Genomic DNA, 16,706 nt, shown 5'->3' with positions numbered 1-16,706 from the left:
GATTCGCACGTCGTTGCCGCAGCGCAACGAGCGGGCGGCCGCCGTGGCCAGAGTTCGGTGCCGCCTTCCATCCCTGCATTACAAGGAGCAAAGTCCATGATCAAGTCCACCTTTGGAATGGCCGCCCTGGTGCTGGCCTGCGCCGGCGCGATGACCGTGCTGCCGGCCGGCAACGCCCATGCCGCCGACGCCAGCGTGAAATGCGACATGGTCTACAACCTGTCCGGCTGGTCGTTGCTGTACAAGCACGCCGAAGGCACCGGCAGCGTCACCTGTGACAACGGCCAGCACGCCAACGTCAAGATCACCGTGGTCGGCGGCGGTCTCACCGCGGGCAAGTACCGCATCAACAACGGCAAGGGCGAGATCAGCAACGTGCATGGCATCGCCGATGTCTTTGGCGACTACGCCCAGGCCGGCGCCGAGGCCGGCGTGGTGAAGAGCTCGCAGGCGCAGGTGCTGACCAAGGGCACCGTCTCGCTGGCGCTGGCCGGTACCGGCGAGGGCGTCAACCTGGGCGTCTCGGTGGGCAAGTTCACCATCAGTCGTCCCTGATCGTTTCCGCCAGGAAAGCCGCGAGGGCGCCCGTCGGGCGCCTTCGTCTTTTCAGCGGCGCTACACTGCGCAGGTCGCCCCGTTTTTCGTCGTGGAGAAACCGCCATGCGCCGCCTCGCCCGCCTCGTCATCCTGTCGCTGTTGTGCGCATTCGCGGCTCCGGTGTTTGCCGCCGGCCCGCAGGTCGGCCAGGCCGCCCCGGCGTTTCGCCTGCAGGACCAGGCCGGCCATTGGCGCAGCCCGGCCGACTACCACGGCCACTGGCTGGTGCTGTACTTCTATCCCAAGGATTTCACCCCCGGCTGCACCACCGAGGTATGCACTTTCCGCGACGACATCGCCAGGCTGCGCCAGGCCGGTGCCGACGTGGTCGGCGTGAGCCTGGATGACGTCAAGTCCCACGCCGAGTTCGCCGAGAAATACCACGTGCCATTCCCGCTGCTGTCCGACGCCGAGCGCACGGTCGCCACCGCCTACGGCGTGCTTACCTCGCGCATGGGCATGCACTACGCCAGGCGCACCACCTTCCTGATCGATCCGCAGGGCCACATCGCCAAGGTCTACACCGACGTCGACCCGGAGAAGAACTCCGCCCAGGTGCTGGCCGACCTGGCCACGCTGAAGGCGGCATCCTGATGCCGGTGGCGATGCGCGCGGAGCCGCTGTCGCGCGGTCGCCGGTTCATGCTGTGGCGTGTGCTGGTGTGGCTGTTGCTGCTGCTGGCGGCGTTCGGTTGCGTGCAGTATCTCAGCCACGCGCAACTGCTGTGGAGCCAGCGCCACGCCTACGCCGCCGACAGCGCCGCCCTGCGCACGCTGCACCGGCTGCTGGCCTGGGATATCGCCTACCTGCTGGCCGCTTTCACGCTGATCGTGCTGTGCGCCGGCTGCATCCTGCGCCAGGCCTGGGCGCGCCCGGCGATGCGCGTGGCCGCCGCGGTGCTGGCGCTGTGGATGCTGGCCAGCGGCGGCGCCATGCTGGCGCAATGGCCGCAGCTGCTGCAGGCCAGCCGCGATGCCCTGGGCCAACTGCACGACCAGGCCGCCCTGCAACAAGCCGTGCTGCACGCGCGCCGCAGCTACCTGCTGGCGCTGGTGCTGAAAGGCCTCGCCGTGCCGGTGCTGCTGTGGCTGAGCTGGCGGCTAGGCACGCCGGCGGTGCGCATGCAGTTTCACGCGCGGCGCTGAGAAGTCCCGCTGCGCAAAAGCCACGGAAGCATCTTCGGGCGAAACAGGCTGCCCGACAGCCAGGGGGAGAAACAATGAAGCGCTGGATGCTTGTCTTGTGCTGCATGATGTTGGCTGGCGTGGCCTTTGCGAACGGGCGCGACGACCTGCGCGACCGCGTGCAGGCGAGCATGCTGGTCACCGGCACGATCGAAGTCGCGCCGGACGGCAGTGTCGTGACATACACGGTCGATCACCCGGACAAGCTGCCACCGGTGGTGAAGGACTTGCTTGCCAGGGCCGTCCCGGCGTGGAGGTTCGAACCGGTGACGCGTGACGGCAAGGCGGTCGGAGCCAAGGCACCGATGGGGCTGCGCGTCGTGGCGAAGCCGGTGGGTCATGGCGGCTACGCCCTTGCCGTGGCCAGCAGCTGGTTCGGGCATTTGAACGACGAAGGCAGGCACGAGGCCGCGGCGGACGACTTCACGTACAAGCATCGGTTGTCGGTCGCGTACCCTTCCGATGCGGCGAGCGCCGGCGTATCCGGCACGGTGTATGCGCTGCTGAAAGTGGGCCGCGACGGCAAGGTCATCGACGCGGCGGCGGAGCAGGTGAATCTCCGCATTCGTGCCAGCGAGAGGGACATGGCGACATGGCGGAAAAAGCTGGCGGATGCTGCCTTGCGTGCCCTGCGACGCTACACATTCCATGTCCCCACGACGGGCCCGGATGCCGCCGAACCTTATTGGCTGGCCCGCGTCCCCGTGGATTTCGCCCTCCATGGATTCCATGCGCCGAAAGTTGCGCGGAAAGCGGATTACGGCCAATGGCAGCCCTACGTCCCGGGCCCGCTGCAGGAGCCGGACTGGGCCGACAAGCGCCGTCTCGCGGGGAGCCCGGATGCCACGCCCGAGGATGGGTCGCTGCTCGCCGACATGTCATTGCACCTGCTTGCACCGCTCGGTGGCAGCTGACCCGTTGCGCGGCGTGCGAGGCGTGCTGGCGAAGGCGCCTGAGCGGCGCGGTATTCCGTTCAGCACGGGTTGGCGGGTGGCTCGGTATCCATGCAGGTTGTCGTTTAAGGAAGATTGCCGATGCGCGTCCTGTTTTCAGCAGTGATCGCTGCCGCCGTGCTGGCGGCGATGCCCGTGCAGGCGCAGGACCTGGCGGCGACCTGCCACGCCAGCAGCAGCTATGACGTGACCCTGCAGCCGCAAGGCGTGCTGTTCGATCGCTCCACGCCGGCGCCGACGCGGGTGGAGCTGCACGACGGCAGCCTGCGCACGGACGGTGTGGCGGTGGTGTTGACGCCGCCGCAGCAGGATCGGCTGAGCGTGTTCCAGCGCGACCTGCAGGCGCTGGCGCCGCGGGTCCGCCAGGTGGCGCAGAGCGGCGTGGACATGGCGGCGCAGGCGTTGCGCGAGGAAGTGGCCGGGCTGGGCTTGGCGGCGGCGACCCGGGTCGAGTTCGACCGCCGGCTGGCCGCGCACGCGAGCGAACTGAAGCAGCGCATCGCGCGCAGCCAGAGCACGCACGACTGGCAAGGCGACCTGATCCAGCAGTATGCCAACCAGGTCAGCGCCGACCTGATGCCGCTGGTCGCCGGCGACCTCGGCCAGCAGGCGATCGACGCGGCGCTGGCCGGCGACCTGCAGAGTGCGGCAGACCTGCGCGATCGCGCCGGTTCATTGGTCACCACCTTGCAGCCGCGCCTGCAGCAACGCATGCAGGCGCTGCGTCCGCAGATCGAGGCGCTGTGTCCGTCGATCCAGCGCCTGGCGCGGTTGCAGCAAGGCTTGCACGACGCGCACGGCCAGCCGTTGAACCTGCTGCATGTGGACGCGACCTCCGGCGCATCGGCGGCGGCGCCGGCGGATTGAATCGCCGCGCCGGCTTGCCCGTCGCGTGTCGCCACGTGAAGATGGACGTCCTTCATCGCAGGCTTCGGGCGAGGTGCGCATGGCCGTGCAACCGCGGGACGTTCTTGATTTCTGGTTCGACCTGGCGCATGCCGCGCACTGGTTTGCGAAGGATGCCGCGTTCGACGAGCAGATCCGTCGACGCTTTGCCGTAGCGGCCGACGACGCCGCGCAGGGGCGCCTCGATGCGTGGGCCAGCAACCCCGCTGACTGGCTGGCGCTGCTGATCCTGCTCGACCAGTTTCCGCGCAATCTCCATCGCGGCGATGCGCGGGCCTGGGCGGCCGACGTCAAGGCGCAGCGCATTGCCTTGTCGGGCCTGGCCGGCGGTTTCGATCAGGCACTGCCGCCGCTGCAGCGGGTGTTCGCCTACCTGCCACTGGAGCACGCCGAGGACATGGGCTTGCAGCAGCGCGCGGTGACCTTGTTCGAGGCGCTGCACGCGCAGGCGCCCGTTGCGGAGCGTGCCCGCTTTGCCGAATTCCTGGACTATGCTCGGCGCCATCGCGAGGTGATCGCGCGCTTCGGCCGCTTTCCGCATCGCAATGCCGTGCTGGGCCGCGACAGCACGGCCGCGGAACGGGAGTATCTGGCGCAACCGGGCGCAGGCTTCTGACCGATCTGCGCGAGCACAACCTCCATCACCGACCAGGGAGCAGGTCATGCGCAAGATTCTCATCGTTGTCCTCGGGTTCGCCCTCGGCACGGCCGCGCAGGCGTCCAGCACCTTGCGCGTCGGCAGCCAGGTGCTGGTGGCTGGCGACAGCCAGGAGCGGGTGGTCGAGCTGCTGGGCAAGCCCTCCTCGAAAGTGCATCCGCATCGCGCGCGACACTCGCGCCGGCGCGTGCAAGTGCTGGAGCGCACCGACGGCGGCGAGCGCTGGCGCTATCGGCGCGAGGGTCACATCACCGTGGTCACGATCGTGGATGGCCGCGTGGTCGACATCGACGACCGCAAACTCTGACGCGACGAGTCGCAAGCGTTTCCCTGATGGCCGATTTGCTAGGCTGTCGCGGCCTTGTCGCAACGAGTCGATGTCATGCACGATTTTCTGGAGCAACTGCTGGGCAGCACGCTTTCCGAGGGCGTCATCCAGGCCGGGCTGAACCTGCTGGTGGCACTGGTGATCCTGCTGGTCGGGATCTGGCTGGCGGCGCGGCTGGCCAATTTCAGCCAGCGCGCGCTGCAGCGCGCCGCGGTCGACGTCACGCTGGCCGGTTTCCTGCGCAACCTGATCTACGGCGTGCTGGTGGCGGTGCTGATCGTGATGGCGCTGACCAAGGCCGGCGTGCCCTCGGCACCGCTGGTGGCGGCGCTCGGCGCCGGCGGGCTGGCGATCGGCCTGGCCCTGCAGGGCTCGCTGAGCAACCTCGCGTGGGGCGTGCTGCTGGTGGTGTTCCGGCCGTTCCGCGTCGGTGACTACGTCAGTGCCGGTGGCACCGAAGGCACGGTGCAGAGCATCAACCTGATGCATACCCTTGTTCTGTTGCCGGACAACCGCGAGGCCACCTTGCCGAACGCGAAGATCGGCAGCGACGTCATCGTCAATTTCAACCGGCGCGGCACGCGGCGTTTCGAACTCAAGCTCGGCATCGGCCATCGCGACGATACCGACCAGGTGATGGCAGGGATCGTGCGCCTGCTCGAAGCGGACGCGCGCGTCCTGAAGGACCCCGCGCCGGGCGTGTGGATCGACAGCCTGGCCGGCCAGACGGTGAACCTGGTGGTGCGCGGCTGGACCTCGAGCGCCGACGGCTGGAACACGCAAACCGACCTGCTGCGTGCGATCAAGCGGCAGATCGACGCCGGCCAGATCAGCATCCCGACCGCGCCGCTGGATGTCCGGCTGATGGGCGATGCGGCGGCGTCCGCGCGGGACTGAGCGCGGACGCTACTGCAGCGTCACCGCACGCCGGTTGTCACTGGAGACCTTGTCGATCAGCTTGTTGTACGGGTCGATGCCGGCCACCGCGGGCTTGCCGTCGACGGTGACGGTGACGGTGCTGTCGCCGTCACCGACCATCCGTTTCTCCAGGTACAGCGGCTTGCCTTCGATGCCGGCGCCTGCGGGCGCGGCGAACACGCCGACCTCGATCGGGAAGTCGATCTTCCCGCGGGTTTCCTTGCCCTTGCCGTCGACGTGGATCTTGCCGGCGTGCAGCTTCATGGTCACCTCGTACTTGCCGTCGGGCAGTTTCTTCGCGGTGGCGTCGGTCATGCGGTTGTCGAACAGGGTGATCTTCCAGAAGAAGTCGCCCAGCATCGGCTGCCACGTCGGGCCGAGGTACTTGCCCAGCGCGTCGACGAAGATCTTCGAGGTCACGTAGGGCGGCTGCTGGAAGCCGTAGTCGACGAGGAACTGCTTGAGGAAGGCGTCGAGCCTGTCCTCACCCACGTAGTCCTGCAGCGCGTAGAAGATCAGCGAGCCCTTGCGGTAGTGGATGTAGGGCTGGTTCTCCACCTTGGCCAGCGGCTCCTCGGCCACCTTCTCCGTGGCGCGTCCGGTGAGGTACATGTCCAGCTCGTACTTGAGGAACTTGCGCATGTGGTCGGCGCCGTACTTGTGCTTGAGCACCATCAGCGAGCTGTACTGCGACAGCGATTCGCTGAGCATGGTCGAGCCCTGCATGTCGGCGCCGATCACCCGGTGCGCCCACCACTGGTGCGCGATCTCGTGCGCGGTGACGTCATAGACGTAGTCGATGCGGCTCTTGTCGCGCAGGTCGGCGATGAATCCGATGGATTCGGAGAACGGAATGGTGTTGGCGAAACTCTGCGCGAACGCCATGTAGCCCGGGAACTCCAGGATGCGCAGCTGCTTGAACTGGTACGGCGTGTAGTGGCTGTCGTAGTAGGCAAGCGAATCGCGCGCGCTCTCCAGCATGCGGTCCACGTTGAAGGCATGCGCGGGGTCGTGATAGACCGACACCTTCACCCCGCCGACATCTTCGCTCTTCACGGCATAGCGCGCGGAAAGATAGGCGAAAAAGTTCAGCATCGGCTGCTGCATCACGTAATGGAAGTAGCGGCGATCGCCCTGCACCCACTCCTTCTGCAGCGTGCCCGGCGCCAGCGCGATCTGGTCGGCGGCCGTCGACACCGTGGTGTCGAAGCTGATCCAGTCGGCGTCGTGGCTGATGTAGGTGTTGGCGCGCGCGGCCTGGTCGCCCAGCGGCGGCATGCGCGGCACGTCGAGCCTGAGGCCGTACTTCCTGCGGTCATTGCGGTCGGTGAGCTGGAACCGACTCTGGTAGCCGAACTGGGGCAGCGTCTGGTTGTTGAAGAAGGTGCCGTTGTGCACCAGGAAGGTTTCGCCCGAGTCGTTGGTGAAGCCCCTGGGTGCGTAGTCGAGGGTGAAGTCGAAGGACATCGACGCGCCCGGCGCCAGCGGCGTCCTGAGCCGGTAGATGGTCACATTGAGGCGCTTGTCCTGCTTCACCGTGTCGTGCGGCGCGAAGTCCAGCGTCGTGGGCGCGAAGCCGTCGGCATGGTTCACGAACAGCTCGGTCACCGGTACCGCGAGCTTGTTGGTGAGGGTGTAGTGCCCGCGGATGAGCAGCTTGCGCTGGTAGGGGTAGATGTCCACGTCGGCCTTGACTGCCGTGATGCGCGGCTGCGGCATCGTGGCGTATTCCGCATAGCGCTTTTCGTAGTCGGCCTGTTCGCGTTTCTGCTCCGTGCTGCTGGTGTAGGTGTTGAGCACGTGGGTGTTGTAGTAGATGAAGCCGCCCAGCCCGGCGAAGCCGAGCAGCGACAACGTCAGCACCGCGGCCAGCGCCGGGTTCGCCCGCGCGCGCGCCTCGCGCAGGCGGCCGCGCCAGCCGGCACCGGTGCCGCGCACCCACAGCAGCGCGGCGAGCACCAGCAGGGCCAGCGCCAGGCAGCCCCAGTACGCGTTGAACCACAGCGCGCCGACGATGAAATGGCCGAAGCCGTTCATGTCCGAGTACGGCACGCTGGGCGCGCTGCCGTAGTTGTAGAGGTTGTCTTCCCAATGCAGCAGGCTGAAAGCCAGTGAGCTGACCAGCCACAGGATGCTGAGCAGATACGCGGCGAACTTGTGGTTGCAGACCACCTGCAGGAACAGCGCCAGCGCCGCCACCAGCACGAACGGGATCGCGTACAACCCCAGCATGCGCAGATACAGCCACGGTTCGATATGCGTGTAGCCGTGGGCGAGTTGCCAGCCCATGCCGACCAGGGCGCCGGCAAGAAGCATCAAGACGATCACCGCAAGCAGCGCGCCGAGCTTCGCCAGCATCGCCACCCAGTCGGGCGCGGGGAAGGCGTCGCTCACTCCGGCCATGCCGTGCGTGCGTTCGCGCCACATCAGTTCGCCGGCGTAGAAGATCACCACGATCATCAGCGACAGGCTGAAACTGCCGTTGATGGTGGCGAGCACCTGGTGGGTGACCGGCCATACCGGCGTGCCGTAGACCAGGCCGGCCGTCGACAGCGAGACGAACATCACCGCCAGCGCCAGCAGCAGCAACACCAGGAACGCGGCGCCGCGCAGCACGCCCAGCGTGTCGAACACGAACTGTGCACGCAGCTGCGCCAGTCGTGCGCGACGGTCGTTGCCGATGGAAACTTTCGGCAACGCGAGCGCGCTGCTGCCGGCCTGCGGGCGCAGCATCGGCGGCTCCGCGCGTTTCTTGCGCCGCGGCAGCTTCAGGCCTTCGCGGTCGGTGCGGAACAGCGCGAACGCGGCCACCAGCAGCAGCGCCGACACCGCCAGCCACAGCAGGCGGTTGAACAGCAGCACGCCATCCAGCGCGGGCAGCAGGTGGTTGGTCTGCTCGGCCGTCCAGTAGCGGGTGACCAGGCCAACGGTGCGCCCGCCGAAGGGATCGAGCATCGCCGCGAGCCAGCGGTTGTCGAGGTCGCGGCTGAGTGCGCCGACGATGCCTTGCAGCACGAAGTAGGCGATCACGCCGATGTAGCTGGCCAGCAGCGAGCGCGTGACCGTGGCCAGCAGGAACAGCAACGCGGCGATGAACAGCAGATTGGGCAGCACCAGCACGCCGAAGCCCCAGGCGTAGCCGCGCCAGTCGGGCGCGCCCATGCGCGCGGCGTCCACCCACGGCATCGCGCCGCCCAGCGCAATGGCCAGCGCGCAGGCGGCGAGGATCGCCACCAGCACCAGGTAGCCGGCCAGGAAGCGCCCGCCGAGGAATGCCTTGCGGCTCATCGGCGTGGCGAACAGCAGCTCCGCCGTGTTCTGCTCGAAATCGCGCGTGGCGGCGGCGGCGATGAACACCACCACCAGCAGGATGCTGAACACCGTCATCACGTCGAGCAGGCGCGCGATCACCAGTGGCGCGTTGCGCGTCACGTTGCCGGTGGCGCCGGCCACCACGATGGCATCGGTGCTGGCCAGTGCGAAGGCGATGCCCACGGCGGCGGCGAGGATGACCCAGAACAGCGGCGCCCTGAGCTGCTGGCGCCATTCGAAGCGGAGGATTTCGAGCAACATGGCTTCCTTCCCGATGGGCGACGTCAGGCGGCGCGCGCGGTGGCCTGCGCGCGCAGGCGGCCGAAGTAGACGTCTTCCAGGTCCGGCGCCACCGGTTCGAAGCCCGCTTCGGGCCGCTCGTCGGCGAGCACGTGCAGCAGGGTGCGCCCCGCGGCGAGGCGCGTGGAGAGGATGTTCATGCGCGCGCGGTAGCCGTCCAGCTCGGCCTTGTCGATGCTGCGCCGCCAGACCCTGCCCTCCAGCGCACGGATCGCCTCGTACGGTTCGCCGGTCAGCAGCACCTGGCCCTGGCCGATGATCGCCATGCGCGAACACAGGTCGGTGACGTCCTCCACGATGTGGGTGGACAGGATCACCACCATCCGCTCGCCCAGCTCGGCGAGCAGGTTGAGGAAGCGGTTGCGTTCTTCCGGATCGAGGCCCGCGGTGGGCTCGTCGACGATGATCAGGCGCGGTTCGCCGATCAGCGCCTGGGCAATGCCGAAGCGCTGGCGCATGCCGCCGGAGTAGGTGCCGAGCTTGCGCTTGCGCACGTCCCACAGGTTGACCTGGCGCAGCAGCGCCTCGACCAGCTCGCGCCGCTCGCCCTTCACGGTGACGCCCTTGAGCACGGCGAAGTGCTCCAGCATGGCCTCGGCCGAGACTTTCGGATACACGCCGAACTCCTGCGGCAGATAGCCAAGCAGGCGGCGGGTGGCCTGCTTGTCGGCGAGCAGGTCCATGCCGTCCAGCGTGATGGTGCCTTCGTCCGGGTCCTGCAGCGTGGCGATGGTGCGCATCAGCGAGGACTTGCCCGCGCCGTTGGGACCGAGCAGGCCGAACATGCCGGCCGGGATGTCCAGCGACACGCCGCGCAGCGCCCGGACGCCATTGGCATAGGTCTTGGAAAGGTCACGCAGGATCAGCATCGAGAAGGTTCCTGTGCCGCGTGCTGCGGCTTGTCATGGCATCAGGGTAGGGCACGAACGCGAACGCCGCGCCCGCTCAAGGTAATGCATACGCCTGCGAATGGAAGGTGCCGTTGGTATGGCCCGGCATGGCGCCGCCCGGGCGCACCGCGCGCGCCTTGGTTATGATTGACGTCTTGACTGGCGCCGCGCCATCCCCGAGCGCCGCACCAAAAGCCTTGCAGGAGTCATCATGGCCGACCTCAAAGAAGCCCGCGTCCCCGACATCGGCCACGACGGCGTGCCCGTCATCGAAGTACTGGTCAAGGCCGGCGACAGGGTCGAGAAGGACCAGAGCCTGGTCACGCTTGAATCGGACAAGGCCACGATGGAAGTGCCCGCGCCGTTCGCCGGCACCATCAAGGAGATGAAGCTCAAGGTGGGCGACGAGGTTTCCGAGGGTGCGGTGATCGCCCTCATCGAAGCCGACGGCGCAGCCGCCGAAGCGCCTGCCGCCAAGCCCGCCGCCGCAGCGCCGGCGCCGGCGGCGCCCGCGCCTGCCCCGGCCCCCGCCGAACCGAAGCCCGCCCCCGTCGCCGCCCCGGCCGCCCAGCCGGGCCACGCGCCCGAAGGCGACGTGTCGCCGCAGGCGCGCCCGCCGATGGATGCCAGCATCGTGATGCCCGGCGACGCGCCGTATGCCAGTCCCGCCGTGCGCGCCTTCGCGCGCGAGCTGGGCGTGGACATCCGCCAGGTCAAGGGCAGCGGCCGTGGTGGGCGCATCCAGCGCGACGATGTCAGCGGCTATGTCAAGCATGCGCTGGCCTCCGGCGCGCGGCCGTCGGGCGGGGCCAGCGCTGCGGTCGGCGGCCTCAGCCTGCTGCCGTGGCCGAAGGTCGACTTCGCCAAGTTCGGCGCGATCGAGGAGAAGCCGCTGTCGCGCATCCAGAAGATCTCCGGCGCGAACCTGGCGCGCAACTGGGCGATGATCCCGCACGTCACCCAGCACGAGGACGCCGACATCACCGAGATGGAGGCGTTCCGCAAGCAGCTCGGCGCCGAGAACAAGGACCTCAAGATCAGCCCGCTGGTGTTCCAGATCAAGGCGGTGGTGGCCGCGCTGAAGGCGTTCCCGCAATTCAACGCCTCGCTCGACGACTCGGGCGAGAAGCTGATCCTGAAGAAGTATTTCCACATCGGCATCGCGGTGGACACGCCCGACGGCCTGGTGGTGCCGGTGATCCGCGATTGCGACAAGAAGGGCCTGCTCGACCTGGCCCGCGACCTGGCCGAGATCTCGAAGAAGGCGCGCGACAAGAAGCTCGGCCCGGCCGAGATGTCCGGCGGCTGCTTCTCGATAAGCTCGCTCGGCGGCATCGGCGGTACCTACTTCACGCCGATCGTCAACGCGCCGGAAGTGGCCATCCTCGGCGTCTCCAAGTCGGTGACCAAGCCGGTGTGGAACGGCAAGGAATTCGCGCCGCGGCTGATCCTGCCGCTGTCGCTGTCGTACGACCATCGGGTGATCGACGGCGCGCTCGCCGCGCGCTTCGCCAGCTTCCTCGCCAATCAGCTCGGCGACATCCGCCGGCTGCTGCTCTGACGGGGGCGATGACCATGGCGAACACGATCGAGATCAAGGTTCCCGACATCGGCGGCCACGACAGCGTGCCGGTGATCGAAGTGCTGGTGAAAGTCGGCGACACGGTGGCGACGGAACAGAGCCTGATCACGCTGGAGTCGGACAAGGCGACCATGGAGATTCCTTCCAGCGCCGCCGGCGTGATCAGGGAGCTGAAGCTCAAGGTGGGCGACGAGGTTTCCGAGGGTGCGGTGATCGCCGTATTGGAAACCGACGGCGCAGCCGTCTCGCCGTCCCCCTCTCCCGCTTCGGGAGACGACCGCAAGGATGCGGGAGGTAGAGCAATGCAAGGAGCAATTGCCGAGGGCAGGGGTGAGGGTGCGGGGTCGCCGGGCAGCCCCAACGAAGAAGCGACCAAGAGCAGCCAGCCTCCTGCGAGCACCCGCCCCTCACCTCAATCTTCTCTCCAGGGGAGAGAGGAAGCGAAGGCGCCGCAGGCGGCAGCGGCATCGTCCAAGCCCGCCGACATCGAGTGTCAGCTGGTCGTGCTCGGCTCCGGCCCCGGCGGCTACTCGGCCGCGTTCCGCGCCGCCGACCTCGGCGTCGACACCGTGATGGTGGAGCGCTATGGCACGCTCGGCGGCGTCTGCCTCAACGTGGGCTGCATCCCGTCCAAGGCGCTGCTGCATGCCGCGGCGGTGATCGACGAGGCCGCGGCGATGGCCGCGCACGGCGTCAGCTTCGGCGCACCGAAAATCGACCTCGACAAGCTGCGCGGCTTCAAGAGCAAGGTGGTCGGCCAGCTCACCGGCGGCCTCGCCACGATGGCGAAGCAGCGCAAGGTGCGCACGCTCGTGGGCACCGGCATGTTCGTGTCGCCGCACGAGATGGAAGTCCAGACGGCCGAAGGCACGAAGCTGATCCGCTTCGAGCACGCGATCATCGCTGCCGGTTCGCAGTCGGTGAAGCTCCCGGCGTTCCCGTGGGACGACGAGCGCGTGGTGGATTCCACCGGCGCGCTGGAACTCAAGGACGTGCCGAAGAACCTGCTGGTCGTCGGCGGCGGCATCATCGGCCTGGAAATGGCCACGGTGTACTCGGCGCTGGGCAGCGCGGTGACCGTGGTTGAGTTCATGGACCAGCTGATCCCCGGCGCCGACGCCGACCTGATCAGGCCGCTGGCCAAGCGGCTGGGCAGCAGGCTCAAGGGCGTGCACCTGAAGACCAAAGTGGTCAGCGCCAAGGCGACGAAGAAGGGCATCGAGGTCGGCTACGAGGGCGACAGCATCCCCGAGACCACGCTGTTCGACCGCGTGCTGGTCGCGGTGGGCCGCTCGCCGAACGGCAACAAGATCGGCGCGGACAAGGCCGGCGTGGCGGTGAGCGAGCGCGGCTTCATCAACGTCGACACGCAGATGCGCACCAACGTGCCGCACATCTACGCCATCGGCGACCTGGTCGGCCAGCCGATGCTGGCGCACAAGGCCACCCACGAGGCGCACGTGGCGGCCGAAGCGGTGGCGGGGCTGAAGAGTCACTTCGACGCGCGGGTGATCCCGTCGGTGGCGTACACCGACCCGGAAATCGCCTGGGTCGGCGTGACCGAGCGCGAGGCGAAGGAAAAGGGCCTGAAGGTCGGCGTCGGCAAGTTCCCGTGGGGCGCCTCGGGCCGCGCCATCGGCATCGACCGCACCGAGGGTTTCACCAAGCTGATCTTCGACGAAGACACCCACCGCATCGTCGGCGCCGGCATCGTCGGCGTGCACGCCGGCGACCTGATTTCCGAGCTGGCGCTGGCGATCGAGATGGGTGCCGAGGCGGCCGACATCGCGCTCACCATCCATCCGCATCCCACCCTGGGCGAGTCGGTCGGCATGGCGGCGGAAGTCTACGAAGGCACCATCACCGACCTGTACCTGCCGAAGAAGAAGTAGGCAGGGCGGTGGCGGAAAGCGGAAGCCCGGGGTGATCCGGGTTTTTCCGCGGGCAGATCCGAAGGTAGCGCGAGCGCCGGGCGCTCAAGGCAGCGAGGCCGCCATGTCATTGAAGGTATGCGTCGCCGGCGCCACGGGATGGGCCGGCTCCGAACTCGCCCGTGGCATCGCCGCGGCCGGGGACCTGGCACTGCTGAGCGCGGTGTCGCGTCGCCATGCCGGGCAGCTGCTCGGTGACGTGCTGGGCGAACCGCGGCTGGCGGCGCCGGTGTTCGCCACGACCACCGAGGCACTGGCGCAACCCTGCGACGTGTTCGTCGAGTACACCCATCCGGACAGCGCCAAGGCGAACATCCTCGCTGCGCTGGAGCAGGGCGCGCACGTGGTGGTGGGCACCTCGGGCCTCACCGACGCGGATTACGCGCAGATCGACGCGCTGGCGCGCGAGCGGCGGCGCGGCGTGCTGGCCTGCGGCAACTTCGCGCTGACCGCGGTGCTGCTGATCAAGTTCGCCGAGATGGCGGCCAAGCTGATCCCGCAGTGGGAACTCATCGACTACGCCGGCGCCGGCAAGCCGGACGCGCCCAGCGGCACCGTGCGCGAGCTGGCCACGCGCATGGGCAAGGTGCGCCAGCCGCAGCTGGAGGTGCCGCTGGAGCGGACGGTCGGCCTGCGCGAGACGCGTGGCGGCACGCTGGCCGGCAGCCAGGTGCACGCGTTGCGCCTGCCCGGTTTCGTGCTCGGCGCCGAGGCGATCTTCGGCCTGCCGGACCAGACCCTGACGATCCGCCACAACGCCGGCGGCAGCGCCAAGCCCTACGTGGACGGCGCGCTGCTGGCGATTCGCAAGGCGCCCGGCCTGCTCGGCCTGCACCGCGGGCTGGACGCCGTGCTGGATCTGTAGGAGCCCGCTGGCGGGCGATGCTTTTACGTCACGCGACGAAGAGCATCGCTCGCCAGCAGGCTCCTGCAAGCCGGGTGGAAGGGCATCGTGGCCGGCTCAGTTCGGCCGCTCCCCTATCTGCCGCTGCCATAGCCCCAGCAGCCACGACACGCCGAGGCAGCCGCCCAGCGCCAGCAGCCAGCGCGTGGCCGGGGCGTGCGGGGCCGGCAGCAGCGCCGCGAACGAGGGCAGCCAGGTGCCGCCGTAGATCGCCACCACCGCGCCCGCGGCCACGGCCAGGGCAATCGCCAGCGCCAGCGTCAGCAGGGATTCGACCGAGCGACCGGCGGGACCGGCCGCGACCCGCGCAGCCAGCTGTCGCGCGAAATCTGCCGACAGCGCGTCCGGCAACGGTTCGCGCAGGGTGCGCGCGAGCAGGCGGTAGCGTCGGCTGCGCGCATCGTCGCCGGTGGAGTCGAGCTGCAGGCGCTCGCGCCGCATGGCGTTTTCCTGCGCCAGCCATTCGCGCTCCTGCGCGGCGTCGTCGAAGGGCGGGATGTGGTCGTCGATGTGCTGGATCATGCTGCAACTCCGGTCCGTGTTTCGAGCGCACCGCGCAGGCGCAGGCGCGAGCGGAACAGGTGGCTCTTGATGGTGCCGTTGGCCAGTCCTGTCATCCGGGCGATCTCCGGAATGGTGGCCTCTTCGAGGTAGTACAGGGTCAGCAGCGTGCGCTGCAGGGGCGGCAACTGCTCGATCGCGGCGTGCAGGTGCCGCGCCGTTTCCTCATCCGCGCAGGCCGCCTCCAGGTCGAAGCCGTCGCCGATGTTTTCCACCAGCGCGTAGTCGTCGCTGTCGTCGCTGGGCTCGACCAGCGCAATGCGCTTGTGCTGCAGGTGGCGCAGCGCGATGGTGTACGCGACGCGGCCGATCCAGGATTTCAGCGCGCTCTCGCCGCGGTACTGGTGCAGGCACTGGTGCACGCGCAGGAAAGTGTCCTGGCACAGCTCGCGCGCGTCCTCCGGGTTGCGCACCATGCGCTGGATGATGTGCCAGCACAGTCCCTGGTGTTCGCGCACGAGACGTTCGAACGCGCCCGGCCGGTTGGCCAGCACGGCGTCGACCAGCTCGCGGTCGGGGCTGCTGCGGATGTCATCCATGGGCAATGGATACGTGCCGGCGGGAAACGGTTGCGGCGATCTTGCTGCAACCGTTCGGTGAAAGCCCGTATCCAAGGTCACGAAGGTCCACCATCCGCCACCGAGGAGTCACCCCATGAATTTCGAAGCCCTGATCCCGATCAGCCTGTTTGTCTGCATTGCCTATGCCATCAAGGTCGTGGTCGACGCGCGGGTGCGCCAGCGCATGGTCGCCGCCGGTGGTTCGGCGGACCTGGTCGACTCGGTGCTGCGCGACGAGGAGCTGCGCCGGCGCCATTCCTCGCTGCGCTGGGGCATCGTGCTGGTCGCGCTGGCGCTCGGCTTCGGCCTGATCCAGTGGTTCGGCTGGCAGGACGTCACCCCCGGCATGGTCGCCGTGCTGGCCGGCGCCACCGGCCTGGGCAACCTGGCGTTCTTCGCGATCTCGCGCAAGCTCGCCTGAAGCTGGTTCAATGGCGGGCATCGCCGCGCTGTCGGCATGCCCGCATGAGCCGGTCGCGTGAACGAACAACTGCTGTTCAACCTGGTGGACCTGGCCGGCACGTTCGCGTTCGCGATCAGCGGCGCGACCGCGGCCAGGCGCGGCAACCTCGATCTGTTCGGCATCCTGGCAATCGCCTTCATTACCGCGTGCGGCGGCGGCATCGCGCGCGACCTGTGCATCGGCGCGATCCCGCCGGCCGGCCTGTCGGACTGGCGCTACCTGTTCACCGCCGTGGTCGCCGCGCTGCTGACCATCGTGGCCTATCCGTGGGTGGAGCGGCTGACCTATCCGGTGCGGCTGTTCGATGCGATGGGGCTGGGCCTGTTCGCGGTGTATGGCGCGCACAAGGCGCTGGCGTACGGCAACCACGCCGAGGTCGCGATCCTGCTCGGCATCGTCACCGCGGTCGGCGGCGGCATGGCGCGCGACGTGCTGCTGACCCGCGTCTCGATCGTGCTGCAGCGGGAGATCTACGCTTCGGCGGCACTGATCGGCGCCGCACTGACGGTGCTTGGCGAACATCTCCACTGGCCGGCGGTGTGGGCGACCTGGCTGCCGATCCTGGTGTGCTTCGGCCTGCGCTTCCTGTCGCTGCACCTGCACTGGAACCTGCCGCGCTTCGGACGCAGCAAGCCGCACTGACGTGCCGCTCTTCCTCC

17 protein-coding genes are annotated in these 16,706 nt (G+C 68.4%); 13 read left to right on the top strand and 4 right to left on the bottom strand.

Features of this window, described 5'->3' with window-relative positions:
* Window positions 1-96 precede the first annotated feature (96 nt).
* The 8 genes from ACVCMG_RS08880 to ACVCMG_RS08845 all read left to right on the top strand — a co-directional run bounded on the left by ACVCMG_RS08880 (window position 97) and on the right by ACVCMG_RS08845 (window position 5,523).
* Window positions 97-555 carry a hypothetical protein gene (locus ACVCMG_RS08880; RefSeq protein ID WP_395121102.1) on the top strand — a complete coding sequence of 153 codons (459 nt, stop codon included), beginning with the start codon at window positions 97-99 and terminating at the stop codon, window positions 553-555.
* 105 nt (window positions 556-660) lie between these two features.
* Entirely contained in the window at window positions 661-1,191 is a 531-nt protein-coding gene (locus tag ACVCMG_RS08875; protein WP_447113899.1) for a peroxiredoxin, read from the top strand.
* The gene (locus ACVCMG_RS08870) at window positions 1,191-1,742 is read left to right on the top strand and encodes a hypothetical protein (RefSeq protein ID WP_395121105.1); all 552 of its coding nucleotides are present in this window, start codon (window positions 1,191-1,193) and stop codon (window positions 1,740-1,742) included. Before ACVCMG_RS08875 ends, ACVCMG_RS08870 begins: the two co-directional genes overlap by 1 nt.
* Before the next feature lie 74 nt (window positions 1,743-1,816).
* Window positions 1,817-2,695, top strand: coding sequence for an energy transducer TonB (locus ACVCMG_RS08865; protein ID WP_447113898.1), 879 nt, complete (start codon window positions 1,817-1,819; stop codon window positions 2,693-2,695).
* 120 nt (window positions 2,696-2,815) lie between these two features.
* Window positions 2,816-3,601 carry a DUF2884 family protein gene (locus tag ACVCMG_RS08860; RefSeq protein WP_447105423.1) on the top strand — a complete coding sequence of 262 codons (786 nt, stop codon included), beginning with the start codon at window positions 2,816-2,818 and terminating at the stop codon, window positions 3,599-3,601.
* A gap of 79 nt (window positions 3,602-3,680) precedes the next feature.
* Complete coding sequence (locus ACVCMG_RS08855; protein ID WP_447113897.1) at window positions 3,681-4,256, top strand: DUF924 family protein; 576 nt, start codon at window positions 3,681-3,683, stop codon at window positions 4,254-4,256.
* 46 nt (window positions 4,257-4,302) lie between these two features.
* Window positions 4,303-4,605, top strand: a complete 303-nt coding sequence (locus ACVCMG_RS08850; RefSeq protein ID WP_395121112.1) for a hypothetical protein — start codon at window positions 4,303-4,305, stop codon at window positions 4,603-4,605.
* Between the two features lie 75 nt (window positions 4,606-4,680).
* Entirely contained in the window at window positions 4,681-5,523 is an 843-nt protein-coding gene (locus ACVCMG_RS08845) for a mechanosensitive ion channel family protein (RefSeq protein WP_395121114.1), read from the top strand.
* 9 nt (window positions 5,524-5,532) lie between these two features.
* Here ACVCMG_RS08845 and ACVCMG_RS08840 read toward each other — a convergent pair whose 3' ends face one another.
* Both ACVCMG_RS08840 and ACVCMG_RS08835 read right to left on the bottom strand, forming a co-directional pair.
* The gene (locus ACVCMG_RS08840) at window positions 5,533-9,117 is read right to left on the bottom strand and encodes an ABC transporter permease/M1 family aminopeptidase (protein WP_447113896.1); all 3,585 of its coding nucleotides are present in this window, start codon (window positions 9,115-9,117) and stop codon (window positions 5,533-5,535) included.
* A gap of 23 nt (window positions 9,118-9,140) precedes the next feature.
* Entirely contained in the window at window positions 9,141-10,025 is an 885-nt protein-coding gene (locus ACVCMG_RS08835; protein WP_395121118.1) for an ABC transporter ATP-binding protein, read from the bottom strand.
* A gap of 232 nt (window positions 10,026-10,257) precedes the next feature.
* Here ACVCMG_RS08835 and aceF point away from each other — a divergent pair, with 232 nt between their 5' ends.
* The 3 genes from aceF (at window position 10,258) to dapB (ending at window position 14,424) form a co-directional block, all read left to right on the top strand.
* Window positions 10,258-11,607, top strand: a complete 1,350-nt coding sequence (gene aceF / locus ACVCMG_RS08830; RefSeq protein WP_447113895.1) for a dihydrolipoyllysine-residue acetyltransferase — start codon at window positions 10,258-10,260, stop codon at window positions 11,605-11,607.
* A 14-nt stretch (window positions 11,608-11,621) separates the two neighbouring features.
* The gene (gene lpdA, locus ACVCMG_RS08825; protein WP_447113894.1) at window positions 11,622-13,520 is read left to right on the top strand and encodes a dihydrolipoyl dehydrogenase; all 1,899 of its coding nucleotides are present in this window, start codon (window positions 11,622-11,624) and stop codon (window positions 13,518-13,520) included.
* Between the two features lie 103 nt (window positions 13,521-13,623).
* Window positions 13,624-14,424 carry a 4-hydroxy-tetrahydrodipicolinate reductase gene (gene dapB, locus ACVCMG_RS08820; protein ID WP_447097440.1) on the top strand — a complete coding sequence of 267 codons (801 nt, stop codon included), beginning with the start codon at window positions 13,624-13,626 and terminating at the stop codon, window positions 14,422-14,424.
* A 96-nt stretch (window positions 14,425-14,520) separates the two neighbouring features.
* On the opposite strand, the gene ACVCMG_RS08815 is transcribed toward dapB, so the two are convergent.
* Window positions 14,521-14,985, bottom strand: coding sequence for a hypothetical protein (locus tag ACVCMG_RS08815; RefSeq protein ID WP_447113893.1), 465 nt, complete (start codon window positions 14,983-14,985; stop codon window positions 14,521-14,523).
* Window positions 14,982-15,563, bottom strand: coding sequence for an RNA polymerase sigma factor (locus ACVCMG_RS08810; protein WP_395121126.1), 582 nt, complete (start codon window positions 15,561-15,563; stop codon window positions 14,982-14,984). The genes ACVCMG_RS08815 and ACVCMG_RS08810 overlap by 4 nt, the downstream gene beginning before the upstream one ends.
* 115 nt (window positions 15,564-15,678) lie before the next feature.
* Here ACVCMG_RS08810 and ACVCMG_RS08805 point away from each other — a divergent pair, with 115 nt between their 5' ends.
* Window positions 15,679-16,005, top strand: a complete 327-nt coding sequence (locus ACVCMG_RS08805; protein ID WP_395121128.1) for a hypothetical protein — start codon at window positions 15,679-15,681, stop codon at window positions 16,003-16,005.
* A gap of 57 nt (window positions 16,006-16,062) precedes the next feature.
* Window positions 16,063-16,689: a trimeric intracellular cation channel family protein gene (locus tag ACVCMG_RS08800; protein WP_447113892.1), complete on the top strand. Its 627-nt coding sequence runs from the start codon at window positions 16,063-16,065 to the stop codon at window positions 16,687-16,689.
* Window positions 16,690-16,706: the final 17 nt, after the last annotated feature.

Source organism: Rhodanobacter sp. UC4451_H18, from assembly GCF_052978225.1.
This window is presented reverse-complemented; position numbering and strand designations above follow the sequence as displayed.

Coding starts and splice junctions, on each gene's coding strand:
- ACVCMG_RS08840 (WP_447113896.1), bottom strand. CDS start 9,117: ATGTTGCTCGAAATCCTCCGCTTCGAATGGCGCCAGCAGCTCAGGGCG.
- ACVCMG_RS08835 (WP_395121118.1), bottom strand. CDS start 10,025: ATGCTGATCCTGCGTGACCTTTCCAAGACCTATGCCAATGGCGTCCGG.
- lpdA (WP_447113894.1), top strand. CDS start 11,622: ATGGCGAACACGATCGAGATCAAGGTTCCCGACATCGGCGGCCACGAC.
- ACVCMG_RS08870 (WP_395121105.1), top strand. CDS start 1,191: ATGCCGGTGGCGATGCGCGCGGAGCCGCTGTCGCGCGGTCGCCGGTTC.
- ACVCMG_RS08845 (WP_395121114.1), top strand. CDS start 4,681: ATGCACGATTTTCTGGAGCAACTGCTGGGCAGCACGCTTTCCGAGGGC.
- ACVCMG_RS08855 (WP_447113897.1), top strand. CDS start 3,681: ATGGCCGTGCAACCGCGGGACGTTCTTGATTTCTGGTTCGACCTGGCG.
- ACVCMG_RS08850 (WP_395121112.1), top strand. CDS start 4,303: ATGCGCAAGATTCTCATCGTTGTCCTCGGGTTCGCCCTCGGCACGGCC.
- ACVCMG_RS08805 (WP_395121128.1), top strand. CDS start 15,679: ATGAATTTCGAAGCCCTGATCCCGATCAGCCTGTTTGTCTGCATTGCC.
- ACVCMG_RS08810 (WP_395121126.1), bottom strand. CDS start 15,563: ATGGATGACATCCGCAGCAGCCCCGACCGCGAGCTGGTCGACGCCGTG.
- ACVCMG_RS08860 (WP_447105423.1), top strand. CDS start 2,816: ATGCGCGTCCTGTTTTCAGCAGTGATCGCTGCCGCCGTGCTGGCGGCG.
- ACVCMG_RS08815 (WP_447113893.1), bottom strand. CDS start 14,985: ATGATCCAGCACATCGACGACCACATCCCGCCCTTCGACGACGCCGCG.
- ACVCMG_RS08875 (WP_447113899.1), top strand. CDS start 661: ATGCGCCGCCTCGCCCGCCTCGTCATCCTGTCGCTGTTGTGCGCATTC.
- ACVCMG_RS08880 (WP_395121102.1), top strand. CDS start 97: ATGATCAAGTCCACCTTTGGAATGGCCGCCCTGGTGCTGGCCTGCGCC.
- dapB (WP_447097440.1), top strand. CDS start 13,624: ATGTCATTGAAGGTATGCGTCGCCGGCGCCACGGGATGGGCCGGCTCC.
- aceF (WP_447113895.1), top strand. CDS start 10,258: ATGGCCGACCTCAAAGAAGCCCGCGTCCCCGACATCGGCCACGACGGC.
- ACVCMG_RS08865 (WP_447113898.1), top strand. CDS start 1,817: ATGAAGCGCTGGATGCTTGTCTTGTGCTGCATGATGTTGGCTGGCGTG.